20 protein-coding genes are annotated in these 18,700 nt (G+C 48.3%); 5 read left to right on the top strand and 15 right to left on the bottom strand.

What is annotated here, in order from left to right; translation table 11 throughout:
• Positions 1–22 precede the first annotated feature (22 nt).
• The gene (locus HV237_RS10880; RefSeq protein ID WP_047358268.1) at positions 23–1,087 is read left to right on the top strand and encodes an alpha/beta fold hydrolase; all 1,065 of its coding nucleotides are present in this window, start codon (positions 23–25) and stop codon (positions 1,085–1,087) included.
• Between the two features lie 411 nt (positions 1,088–1,498).
• Here the strand turns inward: HV237_RS10880 and HV237_RS10875 are convergent, their stop codons facing one another.
• The 9 genes from HV237_RS10875 to HV237_RS10830 form a co-directional block, all read right to left on the bottom strand.
• Entirely contained in the window at positions 1,499–1,789 is a 291-nt protein-coding gene (locus HV237_RS10875; protein WP_131350897.1) for a hypothetical protein, read from the bottom strand.
• Between the two features lie 122 nt (positions 1,790–1,911).
• Positions 1,912–2,109: a hypothetical protein gene (locus HV237_RS10870; protein WP_131350900.1), complete on the bottom strand. Its 198-nt coding sequence runs from the start codon at positions 2,107–2,109 to the stop codon at positions 1,912–1,914.
• A 5-nt stretch (positions 2,110–2,114) separates the two neighbouring features.
• Positions 2,115–3,071, bottom strand: coding sequence for a matrixin family metalloprotease (locus tag HV237_RS10865; protein ID WP_227021138.1), 957 nt, complete (start codon positions 3,069–3,071; stop codon positions 2,115–2,117).
• An 800-nt stretch (positions 3,072–3,871) separates the two neighbouring features.
• On the bottom strand, positions 3,872–4,825 hold the full coding sequence (locus HV237_RS10860; RefSeq protein ID WP_047358269.1) for a lysozyme inhibitor LprI family protein: 954 nt from the start codon (positions 4,823–4,825) through the stop codon (positions 3,872–3,874).
• 815 nt (positions 4,826–5,640) lie between these two features.
• Positions 5,641–6,033 (bottom strand): DUF202 domain-containing protein, encoded by a 393-nt coding sequence (locus tag HV237_RS10850; protein ID WP_016156755.1) that lies wholly within the window; start codon positions 6,031–6,033, stop codon positions 5,641–5,643.
• A complete protein-coding gene (locus tag HV237_RS10845; RefSeq protein WP_016156756.1) occupies positions 6,017–6,898 on the bottom strand; it encodes a MurR/RpiR family transcriptional regulator in 882 nt (293 codons plus the stop codon). Before HV237_RS10845 ends, HV237_RS10850 begins: the two co-directional genes overlap by 17 nt.
• A 43-nt stretch (positions 6,899–6,941) precedes the next feature.
• Positions 6,942–7,820, bottom strand: a complete 879-nt coding sequence (locus HV237_RS10840) for an aldose epimerase (protein WP_047358270.1) — start codon at positions 7,818–7,820, stop codon at positions 6,942–6,944.
• Positions 7,821–7,822: 2 nt separating this feature from the next.
• Positions 7,823–9,583, bottom strand: coding sequence for a sulfatase (locus tag HV237_RS10835; RefSeq protein WP_047358271.1), 1,761 nt, complete (start codon positions 9,581–9,583; stop codon positions 7,823–7,825).
• Between the two features lie 14 nt (positions 9,584–9,597).
• Positions 9,598–11,142: a PTS transporter subunit EIIC gene (locus HV237_RS10830; RefSeq protein ID WP_047358272.1), complete on the bottom strand. Its 1,545-nt coding sequence runs from the start codon at positions 11,140–11,142 to the stop codon at positions 9,598–9,600.
• Positions 11,143–11,299: 157 nt separating this feature from the next.
• On the opposite strand from HV237_RS10830, the gene HV237_RS10825 reads away from it, so the two are divergent.
• From HV237_RS10825 to HV237_RS10815, 3 genes are all read left to right on the top strand, one after another.
• Entirely contained in the window at positions 11,300–12,529 is a 1,230-nt protein-coding gene (locus HV237_RS10825) for an anaerobic sulfatase maturase (protein WP_047358273.1), read from the top strand.
• 267 nt (positions 12,530–12,796) lie between these two features.
• Entirely contained in the window at positions 12,797–13,648 is an 852-nt protein-coding gene (locus HV237_RS10820; protein ID WP_047358274.1) for an aldo/keto reductase, read from the top strand.
• Between the two features lie 26 nt (positions 13,649–13,674).
• On the top strand, positions 13,675–14,664 hold the full coding sequence (locus tag HV237_RS10815; RefSeq protein WP_047358275.1) for an aldo/keto reductase: 990 nt from the start codon (positions 13,675–13,677) through the stop codon (positions 14,662–14,664).
• Positions 14,665–14,688: 24 nt separating this feature from the next.
• Here the strand turns inward: HV237_RS10815 and HV237_RS10810 are convergent, their stop codons facing one another.
• Positions 14,689–15,582: a LysR family transcriptional regulator gene (locus HV237_RS10810; RefSeq protein WP_016156764.1), complete on the bottom strand. Its 894-nt coding sequence runs from the start codon at positions 15,580–15,582 to the stop codon at positions 14,689–14,691.
• 148 nt (positions 15,583–15,730) lie between these two features.
• Here HV237_RS10810 and HV237_RS10805 point away from each other — a divergent pair, with 148 nt between their 5' ends.
• The gene (locus HV237_RS10805; RefSeq protein WP_047358276.1) at positions 15,731–16,522 is read left to right on the top strand and encodes an SDR family oxidoreductase; all 792 of its coding nucleotides are present in this window, start codon (positions 15,731–15,733) and stop codon (positions 16,520–16,522) included.
• Between the two features lie 142 nt (positions 16,523–16,664).
• On the opposite strand, the gene HV237_RS10800 is transcribed toward HV237_RS10805, so the two are convergent.
• The 5 genes from HV237_RS10800 to ycgZ form a co-directional block, all read right to left on the bottom strand.
• A complete protein-coding gene (locus tag HV237_RS10800) occupies positions 16,665–17,216 on the bottom strand; it encodes a LuxR C-terminal-related transcriptional regulator (protein WP_047358277.1) in 552 nt (183 codons plus the stop codon).
• Positions 17,216–17,461: a hypothetical protein gene (locus HV237_RS10795; protein WP_016156767.1), complete on the bottom strand. Its 246-nt coding sequence runs from the start codon at positions 17,459–17,461 to the stop codon at positions 17,216–17,218. Before HV237_RS10795 ends, HV237_RS10800 begins: the two co-directional genes overlap by 1 nt.
• 128 nt (positions 17,462–17,589) lie before the next feature.
• Positions 17,590–17,856 (bottom strand): biofilm development regulator YmgB/AriR family protein, encoded by a 267-nt coding sequence (locus tag HV237_RS10790; protein ID WP_016153343.1) that lies wholly within the window; start codon positions 17,854–17,856, stop codon positions 17,590–17,592.
• 34 nt (positions 17,857–17,890) lie between these two features.
• A complete protein-coding gene (locus HV237_RS10785; protein WP_047358278.1) occupies positions 17,891–18,163 on the bottom strand; it encodes a hypothetical protein in 273 nt (90 codons plus the stop codon).
• A 42-nt stretch (positions 18,164–18,205) separates the two neighbouring features.
• Positions 18,206–18,442 carry a regulatory protein YcgZ gene (gene ycgZ, locus HV237_RS10780; protein ID WP_016153345.1) on the bottom strand — a complete coding sequence of 79 codons (237 nt, stop codon included), beginning with the start codon at positions 18,440–18,442 and terminating at the stop codon, positions 18,206–18,208.
• Positions 18,443–18,700 lie beyond the last annotated feature (258 nt).

Genomic DNA, 18,700 nt, shown 5'->3' with positions numbered 1-18,700 from the left:
AAACATAACAGAGGATGTAATCTTGAAAACTGTCTTAAAAACGCTGGCCATCTGCGCGATGGCGGGTGGCATGGTGGCTCAGTCGGTATACGCCGAGCCGCTGGTCATTCAGGAACAGGGAAGCTTTTCTGCTGGTGGCACTATCATCACCGCACCAGGGAAATTTGACGCGAAAACGCCGCTGGACTCTGCGGGTCAAACCTGGCATGGCGATCATGCGTCTGTGTTCTACCAAATTCCGGAAAATCCGCATAAATACCCTATCGTCATGCTGCACGGCGCAGGTCAGTTCTCCCGCACCTGGGAAACCACCCCGGATGGTCGCGAAGGGTTCCAGAACATATTCCTGCGTCGTGGATTCTCAACTTATCTTGTCGATCAGCCCCGCCGGGGCAGCGCCGGGCGCACGACGGTAGAAGGTACGGTTACGCCTAAACCGGATGAACAGATGTGGTTTAACCAGTTCCGCGTTGGCGTGTGGCCAGAGTATTTTCAGGGCGTTCAGTTTTCTCACGACAAAGAAGCCCTGAATCAGTATTTCCGTCAGATGACCCCAAATACCGGGCCGTTTGATATCAATGTTATCTCCGATGCGATGTCCGCCGTCGTGGATAAATCCGGCCCGGCTATCCTTTTCACCCACTCCCAGGGTGGCGGACCAGGCTGGTACACGGCGATGAAAAATGACAAGGTCAAAGCCATTGTCGCCTTCGAGCCTGGTAGCAGCTTTGTCTTCCCGGAGAAAGAGCTCCCTGCCCCAATGCCAAGCGCGTTCGACACGCTGAAGGGTGAACCGGTGCCGATGGAGCAGTTTATGGCACTGACTAAAATTCCGATTCTGATTATTTACGGCGATAACATCCCTGATAAACCTGTCGCCATGCCCGCGCAAGACAGCTGGCGCGTGCGTCTGGCAATGGCTCGCGAGTGGCGTGACGTGGTGAACAAGCATGGCGGGGATGTCACTGTGACGCATCTGCCTGAGGAAGGAATCAAAGGGAATACCCACTTCCCGTTCTCGGATCTGAATAACGTGCAGATTGCTGATATGGTGAGTAAATTCCTAGAGGAAAAAGATCTACAATAGGAAGAGCTAGTATTGAGCCTTCATTATTGAGGGCTCAATACAATCATCAGTTATATCAAAAAAAAATAAAATGGGGGAGCGAAAGTCTGCTATAAGGTTTGAGTTCAACGGGTCGATGCAACGCTATCCTTAATCAAGGGGACGTTAAGTTTGAGAACGTCTTTGATAATAAATTATTCATAATTGACAAAGTTAATCACAGTGATTCATACCTCTAGTCTTTCGGTAATATTTTACAGATCAATGGCATTACACTAACAAGAATGACGCTACAAGCCGGCTGATAACATTCGTGTTTTCATGACTGAACCCTTTTACTCTTTTTTAGAGTAAAAGGGTTATCTTAAAAGTAAGCTTTGGGTATGATTAGTGTGATAATAATCAAGAAGTTATATGTGACCGTCTATTATTTTATTCATTACTCCAGTTTGACCACCCAGCGGATTGTTCAAAGGCCAGTTTTATTGCAGCCGTAGCCAGTCCAACGGCAGTTAGTTCAGTAGCCTTACCGGACAGGCATCCAGTGAAAGTGGCAGATGCGCCTGCGTATGCCGCAGCAACTCGGGCAGTTGGCTCTGGTGATGGTGTAGCCCAAAGTGCGGCAACTGCAACGGCGGAGGAGAGACCAACGCACGTCGCTACTATATTTTCCACTACGCTGCGCGCGGCTTCTGAAAGATCTGTGGGCCCAATTCCATTCATATATACTTCTACCTGCATTGTCCGGTAATCTGTTGCCCACTGGTTACAGGTACGCCATTCACCTCCCCATGGCCAGTTACCCCATGCTTCACCAATACATCTTATTCTTGTTTGCGGTGGTGTCAGAGGATCTCCCCACTGTGCAATTTTTTCCTTCCATACTGACCACCAGAACTTAAAGCAGATCCAAGGTTTTTCTTATCAAAATTAGGGAATCCTTTTGAATCATATCCATCCACATGTAAATCATTATTAGGCACCTGTGCAGCAATACCAGATAATGGCATACTAATTAAAAATAGGAATGGTAATAATTTCATTATAATCACCCTTTTATTGAGCATACAGCAGGATCAAAAACAGCATTGGGGACTGGGCCATAAAGGCATGCAGAACCTATTTTATCTTTTTCTGTTAAATTAAGTGACCAGTCACCCAACCCATTACATTGAGGGTAATGCATTACTGAAAACCCATCATAGGAAGTTAAAGGTTTCCAGTCCTTGTCCTCGAAACACTTGCCTGCTTCAGGGCGGGTTTGCTCATGCCTAAATGAAAGCGTATGTCCTAGTTCATGTCTGAGTATGCCGGTCAAGGTTAATTTTCCAGGGGAAAGACTCAGCGCTGATTTGTCGATAAGAACATTTCGTTGCAATCTTTCGTATCTTGGGAAAAACGCACGTGCAAGGTATTGCCCATTGACATCTACAGGCCGAACATCAAATATGACATCAGTTGTATTCTCATTGCAAAGTGGGTCAAGCCATGAAGAATGTATAAATCTTACATCACTTGCCTCTGACCATGCTTTAGCTGCATCTTGCATTGCTGCTACGACGGAATCATATTTCTCTCCAAACGAGGTACTGACACAATATGTGATATTCCTTTTTGTTACGTTGTCCCATTTACTTATATTCCCTTGTGGGGCATCAACAATAAGCCATGTATTTTCATTTATATTCAAACCGAATAAAACACTTTTCCAACTGGCTGCAAGTTCTCTTTCATAAAACTCTCGCAAATCAGATTCATTAGCAATAGGTGTATCACCATTAACAATATAGACACCACTAGAAAATGGTTCTTTATAGACCGTTTTTTTAAACTCCTCAAAGCCATTTACTACTACCTTATGGCTAAGCTTTACATCATTAATATCACTTATAACCTTTGCCTGTTCAATCAGTTCATCAGTGGGTAGTGTTGACGCAGAGGTTACTGATGCAATAGGTATCACAGTTAAGTATATAGTTAAGAGAAAATTAAGTCTTTTCACCATTCCCTCCTTAATGTCAAGGGCATAATGATGTTAATGGGAAATTATGGCACAAATTATAAATTCATCATATGCCATTACCTAGAATAGATTATCTCAGCAGGTATTCAATGTTGAAATTATGATAAGGTATTAATTAAGATGGACTATTGCATAATTTGCAGGTAGATATATATTCAATGTACATGTCACCGTCAATAATACAGAAGTATTATTGTTGCTTTATCGAGTTTACAGATTGTTAAGTTGATACATTACAATGAATAATGTTATCCTGTCTCAAATCAGTATGATGCTAATTAAGGGGAAGAGGTTATATTGATTCTAATCATGAAAAATTAGTGAAGTTAGTTTTTAGAACTTCAGCTCATGGCACAGGGCGGACTCGCTAACTGATCTAAAGGTCCATTGTGAGCGAGGAGCAGACATTTTACTCATGGCATAGGTACGTTTCCGATTAATTAGACAGTATTTTCCAGTAAAATTTTTAATTTTTATTTATCGATCTCGGACAAGCAATACCAGTTGCAAATGATGCTCGATGAATTCTTTTTTGAGTGCCTGCAACGATGAACATTATTGGTAATCACGGAAAGCAAGATGTCTTAATTCTTGCATATCTCTAACAGCAAATGCACTTGATGACTACACTGGCCATCGCCTTTAATGAAATACCTACGCCCCAAAATCCCGTTCTAACCGCGAGCAATATATCCGGCGTGGGCCAGCGGAAACGACTGAAATTATCCCACATTACGCTGGCGCCAGCTTAGCACTGACCACCAGCCTGAAGGGGAGTTCAGCTATTGGTTTCTGAAGAAATCGGTCCTGGAAAGGGTCATTTGCGTCTGGCAGTCGATCATTTTCTTGATTTCAGCATCTGTTCCCTGCATTGAAACTTTGCCGCACATAGCATCCTTAGTTTTGATCCACTGACGCTGAGAAGGCAGCAATTCTTTTTTCTTCGCCGGCGTTAACGTGCTCCAGGCGGTATTCAAATCAGAGTCGGCATTCGCAAACGCCATTCGGGACAGATCAAGGCTGTCAGCTTTTTGCTGCTGAACCTGCTGCTCCGCCTTTTCTTGCGCCTGAAGCTGTGTCTGCCTCTCTATTTGCTGAGCCGCCTCATACTTAGCCTGTTGCTGCGCTCTGAGTTGCGCCTGTTGTTCCGCTTCAATTTGGCTTTGCTGGGCATGCTTAGCCTGCTGGATTTTCTGCTGCTCAACGATCGGATTGATGATGGAAAGCGATGTCAGTGCAGCGGCACCCACTGATATCGGATTATCAGAAGAGGCTTTTACAAAAACGTTTTTCTGATCGTCGGTCGCCTGTGCGGTGTAGGAGATGCGTTTTGAAAAGGCGTTGGCGTTGTTATCCAAAGACAGGCTTTCCATTTGCTTGTCGAGATTACGGTTAAAGTTCTTTCTGTAAGCATCAGAAAGCTGGGCGTACTCGTTCGCAGGTAGGGTCATCGTCACGGTCCCTTCACAAGTTTTCATTGTGCTACCCGTGTCACTTGAGGTTGTGGAGATTTCAGAGATGGCCAGTTTGATCTTGTCCAAAGCACTTCGTTTGGTCTGATTAGTGACGTCAGGATATTTATCGACCTGTTCAGAGAGTCCTTCATAAGCAGACTTTTTTAATAAATCCATGAGGGCTGACTGGGTCATTTCAGAGGAACAACCGATCACGTCTTTTTTGTTATCACAGCCTGTTATGGCAACGGCGAGTAAGAGTGCTGAGTATTTTAATCTCATGAGTTCCCTTTAGAGTAAGGATTGGCTTTTAAGAGGCGGTCTGTAATCAGTCCGGAGGGCTACAGTAAACAGCGCTGAACACTGAACGCATCACAAGCAAGAACCAAGGTGATATCGGCAAAGGCTGTGAAATCTTTAATTCAACTGATGAGAACGGTATGCACAGGGTACTGTAGCGATGATCCCGAAGCCGGAAACATGCAATGCAGGTTTTCGCTGCTGACTTAATAAAGGCTAGGATAAAGCCAATGCTGGCGCACCGTTTATGACCTTTCACCTGCGCTAATCCGCACAGAAGTTCGGAACGGTGGTTTCTTCGCTGGTATATTTTTTACAGCGAGTCTCATTTGACCTGATTCTTCTTATCACCGTGGGGGATTACCCCCACTACCACGATGCAAGATAAGAATTTCACCGAAAGTCGTTCTTGGCTCATATGTCCTGATCCCTTCAAAGGGTAGAGGTCAACTAAAACAGGCCCGCCAACCGAGTGAAAGAGTGACTGCCCTGGGACGAAATCCTTCCTGTAAACTAAATTCTACCTCTACGTCCTTCACGGTGCGCTTATAACTGAGATAACAAGAGCAATACACCTGCAATCATTACATTGAATGAGATCACTACATGCCGGCAAGTGAGGGCTCCGCAGAAAATAGCGAAAGAACCAGCCATCAGCAGCATACCCGCCACACCGTAGAGAATATTACCAGTATGACTCCATCCCCGAAAACACAACAGACCTGGCGCGAGCATTGACCATCCTGTTCTTCGCCATGACAGGTGTGTACGTTCTGGTTGTAAGCCCGGATCTCTTTTCATAATGGTCTTCCCTGCCAGAGTAATATACCCAGCAATATTGCGAGAACCAGCATCAGTATTGACAGAACCACCAGCAAACGGGTGTAAGGTAAATCATTTTCAAGACGCATAGCATATTCATTCTTGCGCCAGCGTCGCCAGGCCATATATCCCATCGCTGATGCAGCGACCAGCAGCAGTGTTGAAATACCGATACGCAGTTCCGCAGAAGATAATTGGGGGGAAAACTGCTCGATGCCGACAGCACCGGCCATGAGTGCCAGCGCAGTACGGATCCAGGCAAGAAATGTACGCTCGTTGGCGAGCGTAAAACGATAATCGGGGGTTTTGCCCTCAAGCCACCACTTCCCCTTTGGGCGTATTGACGGAGTATTATCCTGTAGACTCACGTTTAATCCTTTCTTTTATCAACAATTCTTTAATAGACAGTCCGGTCGATTCGCTGTCGCGCAGATTGTGGCGAGTGATTTCTGTGCACAGAAACTCAATCATGAACAGCTGTGACATACGGGTGGCGATCGAGTCTCCCTGGTAGGGGCCAGCACTACCGCTGGTCAGCAACCAGGTGTCTGCCAGTTCATTCAGCGGTGACTGCGGACTGTGCGTTATTGCCAGACAATGCGCGCCCGCTTTTTTGGCCAGCCGGAAGGCATTAACCACTTCCGGTGTTTCGCCTGAATGAGAAAATGCGACCACCAGATCTTCTGGTTTGAGGTTGGCGAGTTTCAACGTCATGGTAAAACGGTCGGTATAGGCTTCCGAATCAATGCCCTGACGGTTCATTTTGTCGCGGGCTTCCATTGCGGAAAGACCTGAGGCTCCAAACCCCACGAACAAAACGCGGTTCGCGGTCAAAAATCGCTCAACCACTGGATTGACCACTTTCATGTCCAGCAGACCGATGGTCTCATTCAGGGTGGTTTCAACCGTCATGGCTATTTTCTGCGCCACATCGTTGCGGGAATCATCCAGGAAGATGTCCGGGGACGATGGCAGCAGTTGCTCGCGATCGGCCAGAAGCTCACGTTTAAGCGCCGCTTTCAGCTCGAGCAGCCCGGTATAACCAATTTTTTTGCAAAAGCGCACGATCGTCGCTTCACTGACTGATATGGCTTCGGCCAGTTTACGTACCGGCATTTGCGCTACCGTAGCGGGCTGCTCAAGAATAAACCGGGCAATATGCTGGTCAGTTTCACCAAGTCCACCCAGCACATTACTGATATACACCCGCACATTTTCACGATTTACGCTCATCGCAACACCCGATCCTTTTGCATGAAAAATAACGGGTATTCTGTCAATCCCCTTCGCATGCGTCCACCGTAAAACGCAGTTTCACGGAGAATCTCTGACTCTGGTTCGGTGCAAGCAGTCGTATTCCGCGCTTCTTCTCCACCGTTCCGTCAAAATCTGGCGCATCGGTCGTCCCGGCGAGTGGCTCGATACAGAGCAAGTCAGCACCGGGAACGCCCCAGAGCGCAAGCCAGTCATATTCAGCCGTTTCAAGCGTCATGACGATTGTGCCGTCGGGTGAACAAACCCTGATCTGTTGCTGCTGGCAGTCACCGAAGTAAATGGCCCCCTCGCGAAAGGCTGCCTCTGTCAGTGCAAAGGACTGCGTTGTTCGAGTCAGGTCTTCCGTGACCAGTGTTCTGTTACGCGTCGGAAAAGGCCCTCTGACCGCCAGCTCACCAAACTTCACCTGCCATCCCGTTTGGCTGGATACAGGCAGCGCAAACCCGGGGTGCCAGCCAATGGAATACAAGAATGGCTGACGGTCATCATTAAAAACTCGCTGTGTCACACTGACCCCAAACTCATGCAACATGAGCCGTAACTGAATCCGCCAGCACCATGGCCATACGCCAAGGGTTTCAGAGGTGGAGCAGGCTTCCAGCAACAGATGGTTCACACCTTGTTCAAGGCAGGTAAACGTCTGATGTCGTAAAAAACCGTGCGCCGGTAACGGCAGATGTCGATTGTCTACACGCAGTCCTTCATGGATGAGCGCCCCGACCACAGGAAACAGCTGCGTAGCCGAGTTATTCCAGACGCCTGGCTGCCGTTGCCACAACCATTCACGCCCCGTGGATTTATCGCGCAGAGAAGATAGCTCACCGCCCGCCGCGTTCACCACGACCAGAAAGCGGTTATTTTCAAGCTGCCAGACGTTCATGGTTACTCTGTCCTCAGCAGCAATCGGCTCTGATAAACCAGCGCCTTATGCCGGTCTCCGGTGAAACAAGCATCAATCAGCGTGAAGATATCCCTTTCAGCCAGTGAATGCCCGGCCGGGAAATGCTTCAGCAACGCATCCTGCGTTATGCCCTGCTCTTTGGCTGCACTGAGGACAAAACGTAATGCCTCTTCCACGCCATGATGCGCACAGCGATAGGCTTTCCCGGTCCATGGACGCTGTCTGGCCCAGCGCTCAGCGAAGGCCATTTCGCGTTCCGGCGTTAGCATGTCCAGTTCAAAGCGGACGTAGAGTTCTGGTGGTGCATCATGCCGTTCCATCAGTCCGGTTATTGCCTGCGCGTAGTGAAACGCACGTTCACTGTCGTGAAGAGGACGCATCTGCTGCGGATCGGCGTTGAGATCGAAGAGTTTATCCCCGAACCGCCACGGATTCAGATAACCAAAGGTTGCAGGAATTTGCATGACCTGCGCGCCCTGGGTGAAATCAAAGCCGGGATGGATAGTGATATTCTGCAGCTCATTCACCTTGAACATGCTGTCGATTCGGGCCGGCATCAGGGTATATTCATACAGCCCCCCCTTCCCTTCCTCCCGTGGGCAGCGCATATAGACGTACTCGCCGTCGGTGATATTGATGTGGCCGCCAAAGTAGCCAAACATCGCATAATCACGTACTGGGGTATCATTTTCCACAGCCGGACGCAGCGGCTTACCGGTCATGGATGGCGGACGTGGAACATCGAAATACTCCAGCAGAGTTGCCGGAATATCGATAGTCTGTGCCAGCGCGCTGCGGCGTACGCCTTCTGCTTTACAACGTGGATCGCGGATAAAGAACGGTGTGTTTGCGATTTCGTTGTACACCGGCATGATGTTCTTGCCCCACCATTGATGCTCTCCCAACAGGAATCCGTGGTCGGTACAGACGATGAACAACGTGTCTTCCCACAGCTCCAGTGCTTTCAGCTTGTCCATCACCTGGCCAAGGTAGTCGTCACACATGGTGATGAGTGCCTGGTAGAATTTTCGGACTTTATCATCATCCCTGCCGCCAGGTGCGCCGCAGTAGTAAGGCACCCACCCGTCAAATTCATCAGGGGTGCAGCCATACTGTGCAAGGTATTTTTCCGGTACGAAGAACGGTTCATGGGGATCGAAACATTCGATCTGCAGGAACCAGTTATCCTGATCTTTATTGGTTTCCAGGAAATCTATACCGGCACTGATGGTACGGTGAGTAAAGTGATCGTCCTGGATGGACATCGCCGCACGGTTAATCAGGTCCTGGATCATACGCCCGCTGCGACGGCGCAGGGTTTCTTCGTCTTCCATTCCCTGCCAGTTGATGGCTGGTTTTTCAACCTGCCCTTTCCAGCAATCCCCTTCCTGGCCGCGGATAAACTCAAAGGTGGAATAACGGGTATGGTAGGTCGCTCCGCCATCACGCCAGTAGTGTTTATGGTCGGTCACCATATGGGTATGAATGCCAGCCTGCTTCAGCGCCTGGAACGTTGAGAAATCGAACGGCTCCAATGGCCCCCAACTGCGGTGCAGAAAATTATAACGCCCAGTATGCAGTTCGCGTCGGGCTGGCATGCAGGGCATGCTGCCGACATAGAAGTTATCAAACTGCGCAGACTCACGGGCTAGCCGGGTAAAATTGGGAGTGATGGCATCGCCCCCATAAGGGGCGAGGTGGTTACGCGTCAGCGTATCAAACATCAGCATTACAGCTTTCATAAAACGTCTCTTCTTTATGAACCGATAAATTCTTCGACTTCGTTTTTAATCAGCGTCACGTGTGGGCCGTAGACTACCTGCACCCCCTCTCCACGGATAAACGCCCCACGGCTGCCGAGTAGTTTAAAGGCGTCCACAACAACGCTTTGTGGGTTTTTGACTGTGATACGAAGACGAGTAGCGCAGCAATCCACATCAACAATATTGTCCCGGCCCCCCAGTGCCTGCACGATCCCTGCAGCCCGTTCACTGCCACTGACAGATGCCGCTACCGGCTGTTCATCTTCTGCGTCATCTTCACGGCCCGGCGTGTTCAGTTGACGCCATTTGATAAGGAAGCGGAAGGAGAAGTAATACAGGCAGAACATGACCACACCGAGAGGGAGCATCAGCAACCAGTTGGTTTTGGCATTACCCTGAAGAACACCAAACAGCAGAAAGTCGATAAGCCCGCCGGAGAATGTCTGTCCAACCGTGATTTGCAGGATGTGTGTAAACATAAATGCCACGCCGGTCAGCACAATGTGCATGACATACAGCAACGGCGCGCAGAACATGAACGCAAATTCCAGCGGCTCAGTAATGCCGGTGACAAACGCAGTTAGCGCAGCGGAAAGCATCAGGCTGGCAACTTTTTTCTTGTTCTCAGGACGGGCAGAATGGTAGATAGCCAGCGCTGCACCCGGCAGGCCGAACATAAAGTCTGCGAAACGCCCGGCCATGAAACGGGATACCCCGATGTAGTACTGCGTCACAGAGGGATCGGCCAACTGGGCAAAGAAGATTTTTTGCGTTCCTTGTACCAGGTGTCCGTTCACCATTTGCTCCCCTCCCACACTGGTCAGCCAGAATGGCAGGTAGAACAGATGATGAAGGCCCAAGGGAATGAGGCATTTGAGGATCATGCCGTAGAACAGGGTCCCAACATAACCGGTTTTTTCAACCAGCCCCCCCAGATGGGTAATGCCCGTCTGGATATGAGGCCAGACCCAGAACAGCGCCACCCCGAGGAAGATGGCAAAAAAGGAACTGACAATAGGCACGAAACGGGAGCCGCTGAAAAAGGCCAGCAGACTGGGTAGCTCGGTTTTGCCAAACCGCTTTTGAACCCAGAAGGCCAGCAGACCACTCATGATCCCGCCCATCACGCCGGTTTGTAGCGTAGTGATCCCCATTACACTCGCCTGCCCGGCTGCGGCCAGATTCTCTGAGGCCAGCGTTCCAGATAGCAATAGTGACGCGTTGATCGCCTTGTTCATGACGATAAAGCAAAGTACTGCAGCAAGACCGGCCGTTCCCTTGTCGCTTCGTGCCATACCTACAGCGATGCCCACGGCAAACAGCAGAGAGAGATTATCGAAGACCACGCTACCACACAGTTTCATGACGGTAAAAATCGCCTGAATCACTTCACTGTTGAGGGCTGGATAGGTGGAGATGGTAACCGGATTGGTGAACACGCCACCGAATCCCAGAAGCAGACCTGCGGCTGGCAGGACGGCAATCGGCAGCATAAACGATTTACCCAGATTTTGTGCTCCGGCAAACAGTTTGCTCATAAAGACCCCTAATGTTGGCGTTATGAAGTTTATATTTCATGTTATATTGATATCAATGAAAACTATGTTTCAGTCTTTTTTGGCCAAAGTCAAAACACAGTGATAAAAGAGTGAGCAATATCACTAAATTTCGTGTGTGATTTATTCAGGAGCGACCATGAGCAAACCATTCCATTTGATGGCCAAGCCCGTCAGCTATCAGTGCAATATCGCCTGCGATTACTGCTTCTATCTGGAAAAAGAACAGAGCACGCTGAAACCCCGTAAACCCGCCCGGCATATGGATGATGTCACGCTTGAAGCCTATGTGCGGCAGTACATTGAGGCGAACCCTGGCCCAGAGGTGGAATTTACCTGGCAGGGAGGCGAACCAACGCTTGCCGGTATTGCTTTCTATGAAAAGGCGATGCAGTTGCAGAGCAAATATGCCGGGAAGAAGCGTATCAGTAACAGCATCCAGACCAATGGCGTGCTGATTGACGAGGCATGGGCTGCATTCCTGGCGAAAAATCAGTTTCTGGTCGGCCTGTCGATTGACGGTCCAGCCTGGTTGCACGACCGCTACAGGAAGACCCGGAGTAAGCAGTCTGTTTTTGACAACGTACTGCGGGCGATGGATTTGCTGAAGAAACACCATGTTGATGTGAATGTTCTGACTGTCGTCAATAATGTCACCGCTGAACATCCGCAAGAGATTTACGCGTATCTGACCCAGGAACTGAAGGCTGAGTTTGTTCAGTTTATCCCGGCGGTCGAGCAGCGCCCGGCTAACGAAAAGTATGGTGAATTACTCTACCCGCAGACACTCGCCGGTTCCGTCACGGAGTGGTCAGTATCCGGGGAACAATGGGGGAACTTCATGAAGGGGGTATTTGACCTGTGGATACGCAGGGACGTTGGCCGCGTGTATGTACAGATGTTTGATAGCGCGCTGGCGGCCTGGCTTGGTGAAAAGCCATCACTGTGCGTAATGCAGTCTTCCTGCGGTTTTGGTCTGATCGTGGAGCAAAACGGTGACGTCTACAGCTGCGACCATTACGTTTACCCTGAGCACCGGTTGGGAAATCTGCGCCGGGATAGCCTGGCGAAGATGGTCGCCAGCAAACAGCAACGCAAGTTTGGGTTTGCTAAAACAGAGGTGAGTTCAGAGTGCATGCGCTGTGAGTGGCGATTTGCCTGTCATGGCGGTTGCCCGAAGCACCGGATACATAAAATGGGCGAGCGCTGGCATAATCACCTGTGTGCGGGCTACAAGGCAATTTTCAGTCATGTTTCCCCTTACATGCATTATATGGCCAGACAAATCAGTATGCAGCGACCACCAGCAGAGGTGATGCAGGTGGCCGCGATTATTGCTAATCAGGAAAGCCATTCCCGGGGCTCATAGATAACGCATCAGCTATAAATCGCTGATGGATTCCAGTAATGGATATATTTTCGGCCACGCAAGAAAATAAGGCATTGTGCTAAGTTCGTCAGACAAACCTTTGTTGAAGGTCTCAGGGTGTGAATGACGATATCTGGCACAACGCCGGTCATCAGCCCTCCTCAAAATTAATGAACACATCTAATAAACCCTAGCTAATTACCCCATCTAATCGAATAAATAACTTTGCGTTATGCTTTTCCTCGACAACAGCCAAAGGATAACGTCATGCAAACTGTAAAACTGAACAACGGTATTGAAATGCCCCTGCTGGGCTTTGGTGTGTTTCAAATGTCTGATGCCGCTGAATGCGAAAGAGCCGTTATTGATGCCATCAATACGGGATACCGCCTGATCGATACCGCCGCGTCTTACCAGAATGAAACCCAGGTCGGGAACGCTCTGAAACAAAGCGGTATCGACCGTAACGAACTCTTTGTAACGACCAAGCTGTGGCTGCAGGATACTCATTACGAAGGCGCTAAAGCCCAGTTCGAACGCTCCCTGAATCGTCTGCAACTTGATTATGTTGACCTGTATCTGATTCACCAGCCTTACGGTGATGTCCATGGGGCATGGCGTGCCATGGAAGAATTACAACAGGAAGGAAAAATTCGCGCCATTGGCGTCAGCAACTTCCATCCTGACAGACTGGCCGACCTTATCGCCTTCAACAACGTTGCCCCTGCGGTAAACCAGATTGAAGTTAACCCCTTCAACCAGCAGTTGCATGCCGTTCCCTGGAATCAAAGCCGTGGCATTCAGCCGGAAGCCTGGGCTCCGTTTGCTGAAGGGAAAAATGGTCTGTTCCAGCATCCCGTGTTAACGGCAATTGGTCAGAAGTACGGCAAAAGCGTGGGCCAGGTTGTTCTGCGTTGGATCTTCCAGCGAGGCATCATTTCACTGGCGAAATCGGTGCGCAAAGAACGCATGGCAGAGAACATTAACATTTTCGATTTTGAACTCAGTTCTGAAGATATGCTGCAGATTGCTGCCCTCGACACTGCAACCAGCGCCTTCTTCTCTCACCGCGATCCGGCGATGGTGGAATGGCTGACCGGCCGCAAACTTGATGTTTAAGTCTCGATAAAAGAGGTATTCATTCAATGCAAAAACGTTATCTGGGTAAATCCCGACTCGAAGTATCCGCGCTTGGGCTCGGCTGCATGGGCTTAAGCCATGGCTACGGTCCGGCGACCGATACCCGTCAGGCTATCGAGCTCATTCGCGCTGCGGTTGAACGTGGCGTCACCTTCTTCGATACCGCTGAAGTGTATGGCCCCTTTCTTAATGAAGAGGTTGTAGGCGAAGCCTTAAAACCGTTTCGTGACCGTGTGGTTATTGCCACCAAGTTTGGTTTTACCTTCGGTGCGGACAACAAGCAGCAGATTTTAAACAGCCGTCCGGAGCATATCCGTGAAGCCGTGGAAGGATCATTACGCCGCCTTAAGACTGATGTCATTGATCTGCTGTACCAACACCGTGTCGACCCGGATGTCCCTATTGAAGATGTTGCGGGAACCGTGAAAGACCTGATAGCGGAAGGCAAAGTCAAACATTTCGGTCTGTCCGAAGCGGGCGCACAAACCATTCGTCGTGCACATGCCGTACAACCGGTCACTGCGCTGCAAAGCGAATACTCTCTGTGGTGGCGCGAACCTGAGCAGGAAATCCTGCCGTTACTGGAGGAACTGGGTATTGGTTTCGTTCCCTTCAGCCCATTAGGCAAAGGCTTCCTGACGGGATCGATTAAGCCAGGAACCACTTTTGGCAAGGATGATTACAGAAGCCAAGTGCCGCGTTTCGCCGAGCAGGCGATTGAAGCCAATGAAAAGCTGGTCACCTTGCTGGGTGAACTGGCGGCAGAGAAAGGCGTGACGTCTGCGCAAATCGCGCTGGCATGGCTGCTGGCACAAAAGCCGTGGATTGTTCCTATCCCTGGTACCACCAAACTACACCGGCTGGAGGAAAACCTGGGGGCTGCCGACATCATTCTTTCGCAGAAGGATACGCAGCAGATAACCCAGGCGCTGGAAACGATTAACATCGTCGGTGAACGTTACTCTCCTGAGCACCTGGCCCGCGTAGGCCGTTAATACCCGAACGGGTCTACGGACCCGTTATTGGGCGTAGCGAAGTGCATCGATCATCAGCGCAAATGCGGGCGGGTGCTGCTTACGGCTCGGGTAGTAGAGATAATAGCCGGGAAAAGATGGACACCAGTCCTGCAGAACCTGAATAAGCTCTCCTGACTTTATATAATCCTGCACCCTGTCTTCAGGCATACAGGCAATGCCAAAACCGGATAAAGCAGCATCAATCCTTTCTGCCTGCTGGTTAAACGTTACCTGCCCTTCCACTCTGACCCGTAACGGTTTCCCTTCCTTCTCAAACTCCCAGTGATAAAGCCCACCGGCAGTCGGCAGGCGCATATTGATGCACCGATGATTTTGTAGCTCGTGCGGCGTTTCAGGTGCAGGGTTTGCCGCGAAGTAAGACGGTGCTCCCACCACGGCCATGCGCATGTCCGGGCCAATTCTTACAGCAACCATATCCTTATCCACGCTTTCGCCCAGGCGGATCCCGGCATCAAAACGGCCCTCAACAATATCGACAAAGCCGTTATCAACCACCAGTTCGAGATTAATTTCCGGATATTCCCTGAGGAAAGGTTTTAACTTTGGCCATACCAGACTTCGCGCGGCATGCTCCCCAGCAGATAAGCGGATATTGCCGGAGGCAGTGCCGTTCAGTTGAACCAGCGATTCCAGCTCCTGCTCAAGATCGGCAATACGCGGTTCAAGGCAGGCAATAATTCTCTCACCGGCCTCTGTAGGGGCAACGCTTCGGGTCGTACGGGTCAGAAGGCGGATATTGAGCCTTTCCTCCAGCGCCTTCATCGCATGGCTGAGTGCAGACTGAGATACACCCAGTTTGCCCGCTGCTTTGGTAAAACTTCGCTCCCTTGCCACCACCAGAAAGATTTGCAGTTCGTTGAAGTTTTCTTTGAGCATCGGCGATTTCCTTATGGTGGCATTCCCTTCATCGCGCACTCATGAAGGGTGTTCATAGACACAATCATTTTAGCCCTATTACTGACAATAATGATAATTGATATTCTGGCTGTAGAGAAAATAAGTCTGAATTATCAGAAGGTTTATCATGAAAATACTCATTGCAGGCGCGACCGGAAGTATTGGTCTTCATGTCGTGAATACCGCTATCGAAATGGGTCATCAGCCCGTGGCGCTGGTCAGAAATAAACGGAAAGTAAAATTACTTCCGCGTGGAACGGATGTTTTTTACGGCGATGTTTCAATGCCTGAAACACTTACCGATTTGCCGAAAGATATTGATGCCATCATCTTCACTCTCGGTTCCGATGGCCAGGGGCGTATTGGCGCCAGAGCGATAGATTACGGCGGTGTGCGTAACATTTTACGACTCTTCAGGGATACACCTGTACGCATCGGTTTAATGACCACGATTGGCGTGACTGAACGACTCAGTACCTGGAATCAACGCACTGAGGTTCATGACTGGAAAAGACGTGCCGAACGTCTGGTCAGAGCGAGTGGTCACCCCTATACCATCGTCAGACCCGGCTGGTTTGATTACAACAATGATGATGAACACAGAATTGTTTTGCTCCAGGGGGATCGTCGCCATGCAGGAACACCAGAAGATGGTGTGATATCAAGGCAGCAAATCGCCCAGGTTCTGGTCAGTGCCCTGACCAACGAGGCAGCAAAAAATAAAACGTTTGAGCTGGTGGCCGAACGAGGCGAAGCACCGCAGGATCTTACTCCACTGTTTGCAGACCTGCAGGCTGATGATCCACAAAAAAATGATGGCGTTTTAGATATAGACAATATGCCTCTGTATGAAGAACCTGAGTGCATTATTAACGAGCTGAACCGCACGGGGTTGCTGAAATCTATAAATAAATCATAAGCATCTCGACAAGGCTGTATCATCGCCCTCTTATAATGAGCGTTAATTTATGTTCACAACAGAAGACATCATCGATAAGATAACCCGAGCGATTGATTTAAACTTACACAAATCGCTGAAGGTAAGTTTAGCGTATCGATGATCAGGCATGCTTCAGCCAGTTCCGGAATATTTGCGCTTGCAGTATTCCCTGAAAATCAATCAGCCCTGAGCAACCAAGTTTCTTGATCAGATTCTGCCTGGCCTGGTAAATGGTTTTTAAGTGTAGATTTAACATGGCAGATATCTCAAAAACAGTTCGCCCCTCCCCTAGCTGCGTTAAAATATATTTATCTCGCGCAGTCAAGGAGATATTGAGTTCCGATTGATGCTCGTGCTTTCCACCAGCACGAGTAATATCAATAATAAATTGCTTGATTGAGGCAACATCGCTATCTACTGGCAGTCTGTAAAGTGAGATGTCATTGAGATACTGATACAGATGGCCATCAATCAGCAGCACCAGGCGATATGTATTCAGATCGTAATTTTGCTTTTTTACCGCGTCAAAGTGATTAGCGGTGAAGAAAACAAGTCGCGCCTTGTCATCTTCAAAAACGATATCTGCAAGGATATTCTTTAACCCTTGCCTGATATAGATATCATCAATCCATAAAACTGCGTTTCCAGCATGTTCCTGCATGATGTTCATCATTATGACCTCAACGAAAAATCACCATTGACCTCACCGGGCTGCGAAGTTTTATCGAGTTGAAGATGTGCCAGAATCTGTGAATAGAGATCGGTCAGTATCACATTCTTCTCATTCTTCAACTGCGTGCTGAATGCCTGAATAAGAACATCATTACTGATACAACCCTGTTTTAACATGACATTACGCTCTATATCCTTATACAAAGCGCAGCGGAAAATAAAATCTTCCGGAATTGAATTAGCCATATCAACACCATAATATGCAGTCATAAAAATAAGAGGATGCTATGTATAGTCTTAATCCAAACAGCGAAGCGACAGAACTTACATCATACAATAATTGTGCTGTGTATTTATATTAATGTGCTATCTCATTAGACGTCATCAGCCGTATAACGTAACACTATTTCCAGGGTTTTTCTGATAATGTCTGCCTTGACAACGTCAGTTGTTGACTCCAGAGAACTAATCAGGCTTAAAATGATGTTTTTATTATTAACATTATCACCTGCCAGAATTACATTTGTCACCGCCTGCCCCAATACCACTGACTCATCTGCTAATAGTTCACCTGCATTATGGAAGTAACTTGATAAAGCTTTATCCGTCATTACACTGTGGACATTAATTTCATGAAGCATGGTAACCTCGCTTGTATAGTCTGGAGAATTATCTTTAATGTAATTTAGGGTTTTTGCTGGCACTGAAAGCACTCTCATCTCTCGTTTGTTCCGGTTTTCTGCTTATCTTCCCCGGATTAACATTTGTGAAATCATTGATAACGCTGTCAATTAATTGTTTACGTGTACCATCCATTTCACTGGCATGCATAAGCCGCAATTGCTTAATCAGTGCAGCTAACGAAACGTCTTTATGCATTCGCAAAATTTCTAGCACAGCCAAACCTGTAATTTCATGTTTCAAGCGTTCACTGTCAGGTTTCTTCATAACTCCTTCACTACTTACCCATTATCATAGTAGGGCTTTATTTTATTCGAAAAGCAGGCCGATTAACGCATTGTAATGTTTCTGTTCATTCTCACCTGATGCATTTTCAAGACGGTGCAGAAGTTTGGTACACAGTGATTTGCGACTGAGATTGCGCCCATCTTTTAGTATCTCAGTCACGATTTCGCCCAACGTTTCCTGTTGGGTTGGCAGATGCGCTTTAGCAAAGTAACGAGAAATCGCGCTTGCAGAATCAGTGCGAACGGTATGCTGCTGCATGGAGTGCTCCTGTAACAAAATGCTGGTGAATATTAAGTTTTATAACAGTAGCAAAGCTGTACCGAAAATGTGTACAACATAGCACGCTAATTTTTAGCAAAAAATGCTAAATTAATTAAATCATGTAGTTACGATAGTTCAGATCTATATGAAATCCAATTTCTTTGTACAAATCACTTTGTGTTATCAATGAAATTGATCTGTATTAGCCCGCTTACTTGTAAAGACAAAGTTAGAATTATGTATTAAAATCAGGGC

It is taken from the genome of Citrobacter sp. RHBSTW-00570 (assembly GCF_013739755.1).
GTDB classification, from domain to species: Bacteria; Pseudomonadota; Gammaproteobacteria; order Enterobacterales; family Enterobacteriaceae; genus Citrobacter; species Citrobacter braakii.
This window is presented reverse-complemented; position numbering and strand designations above follow the sequence as displayed.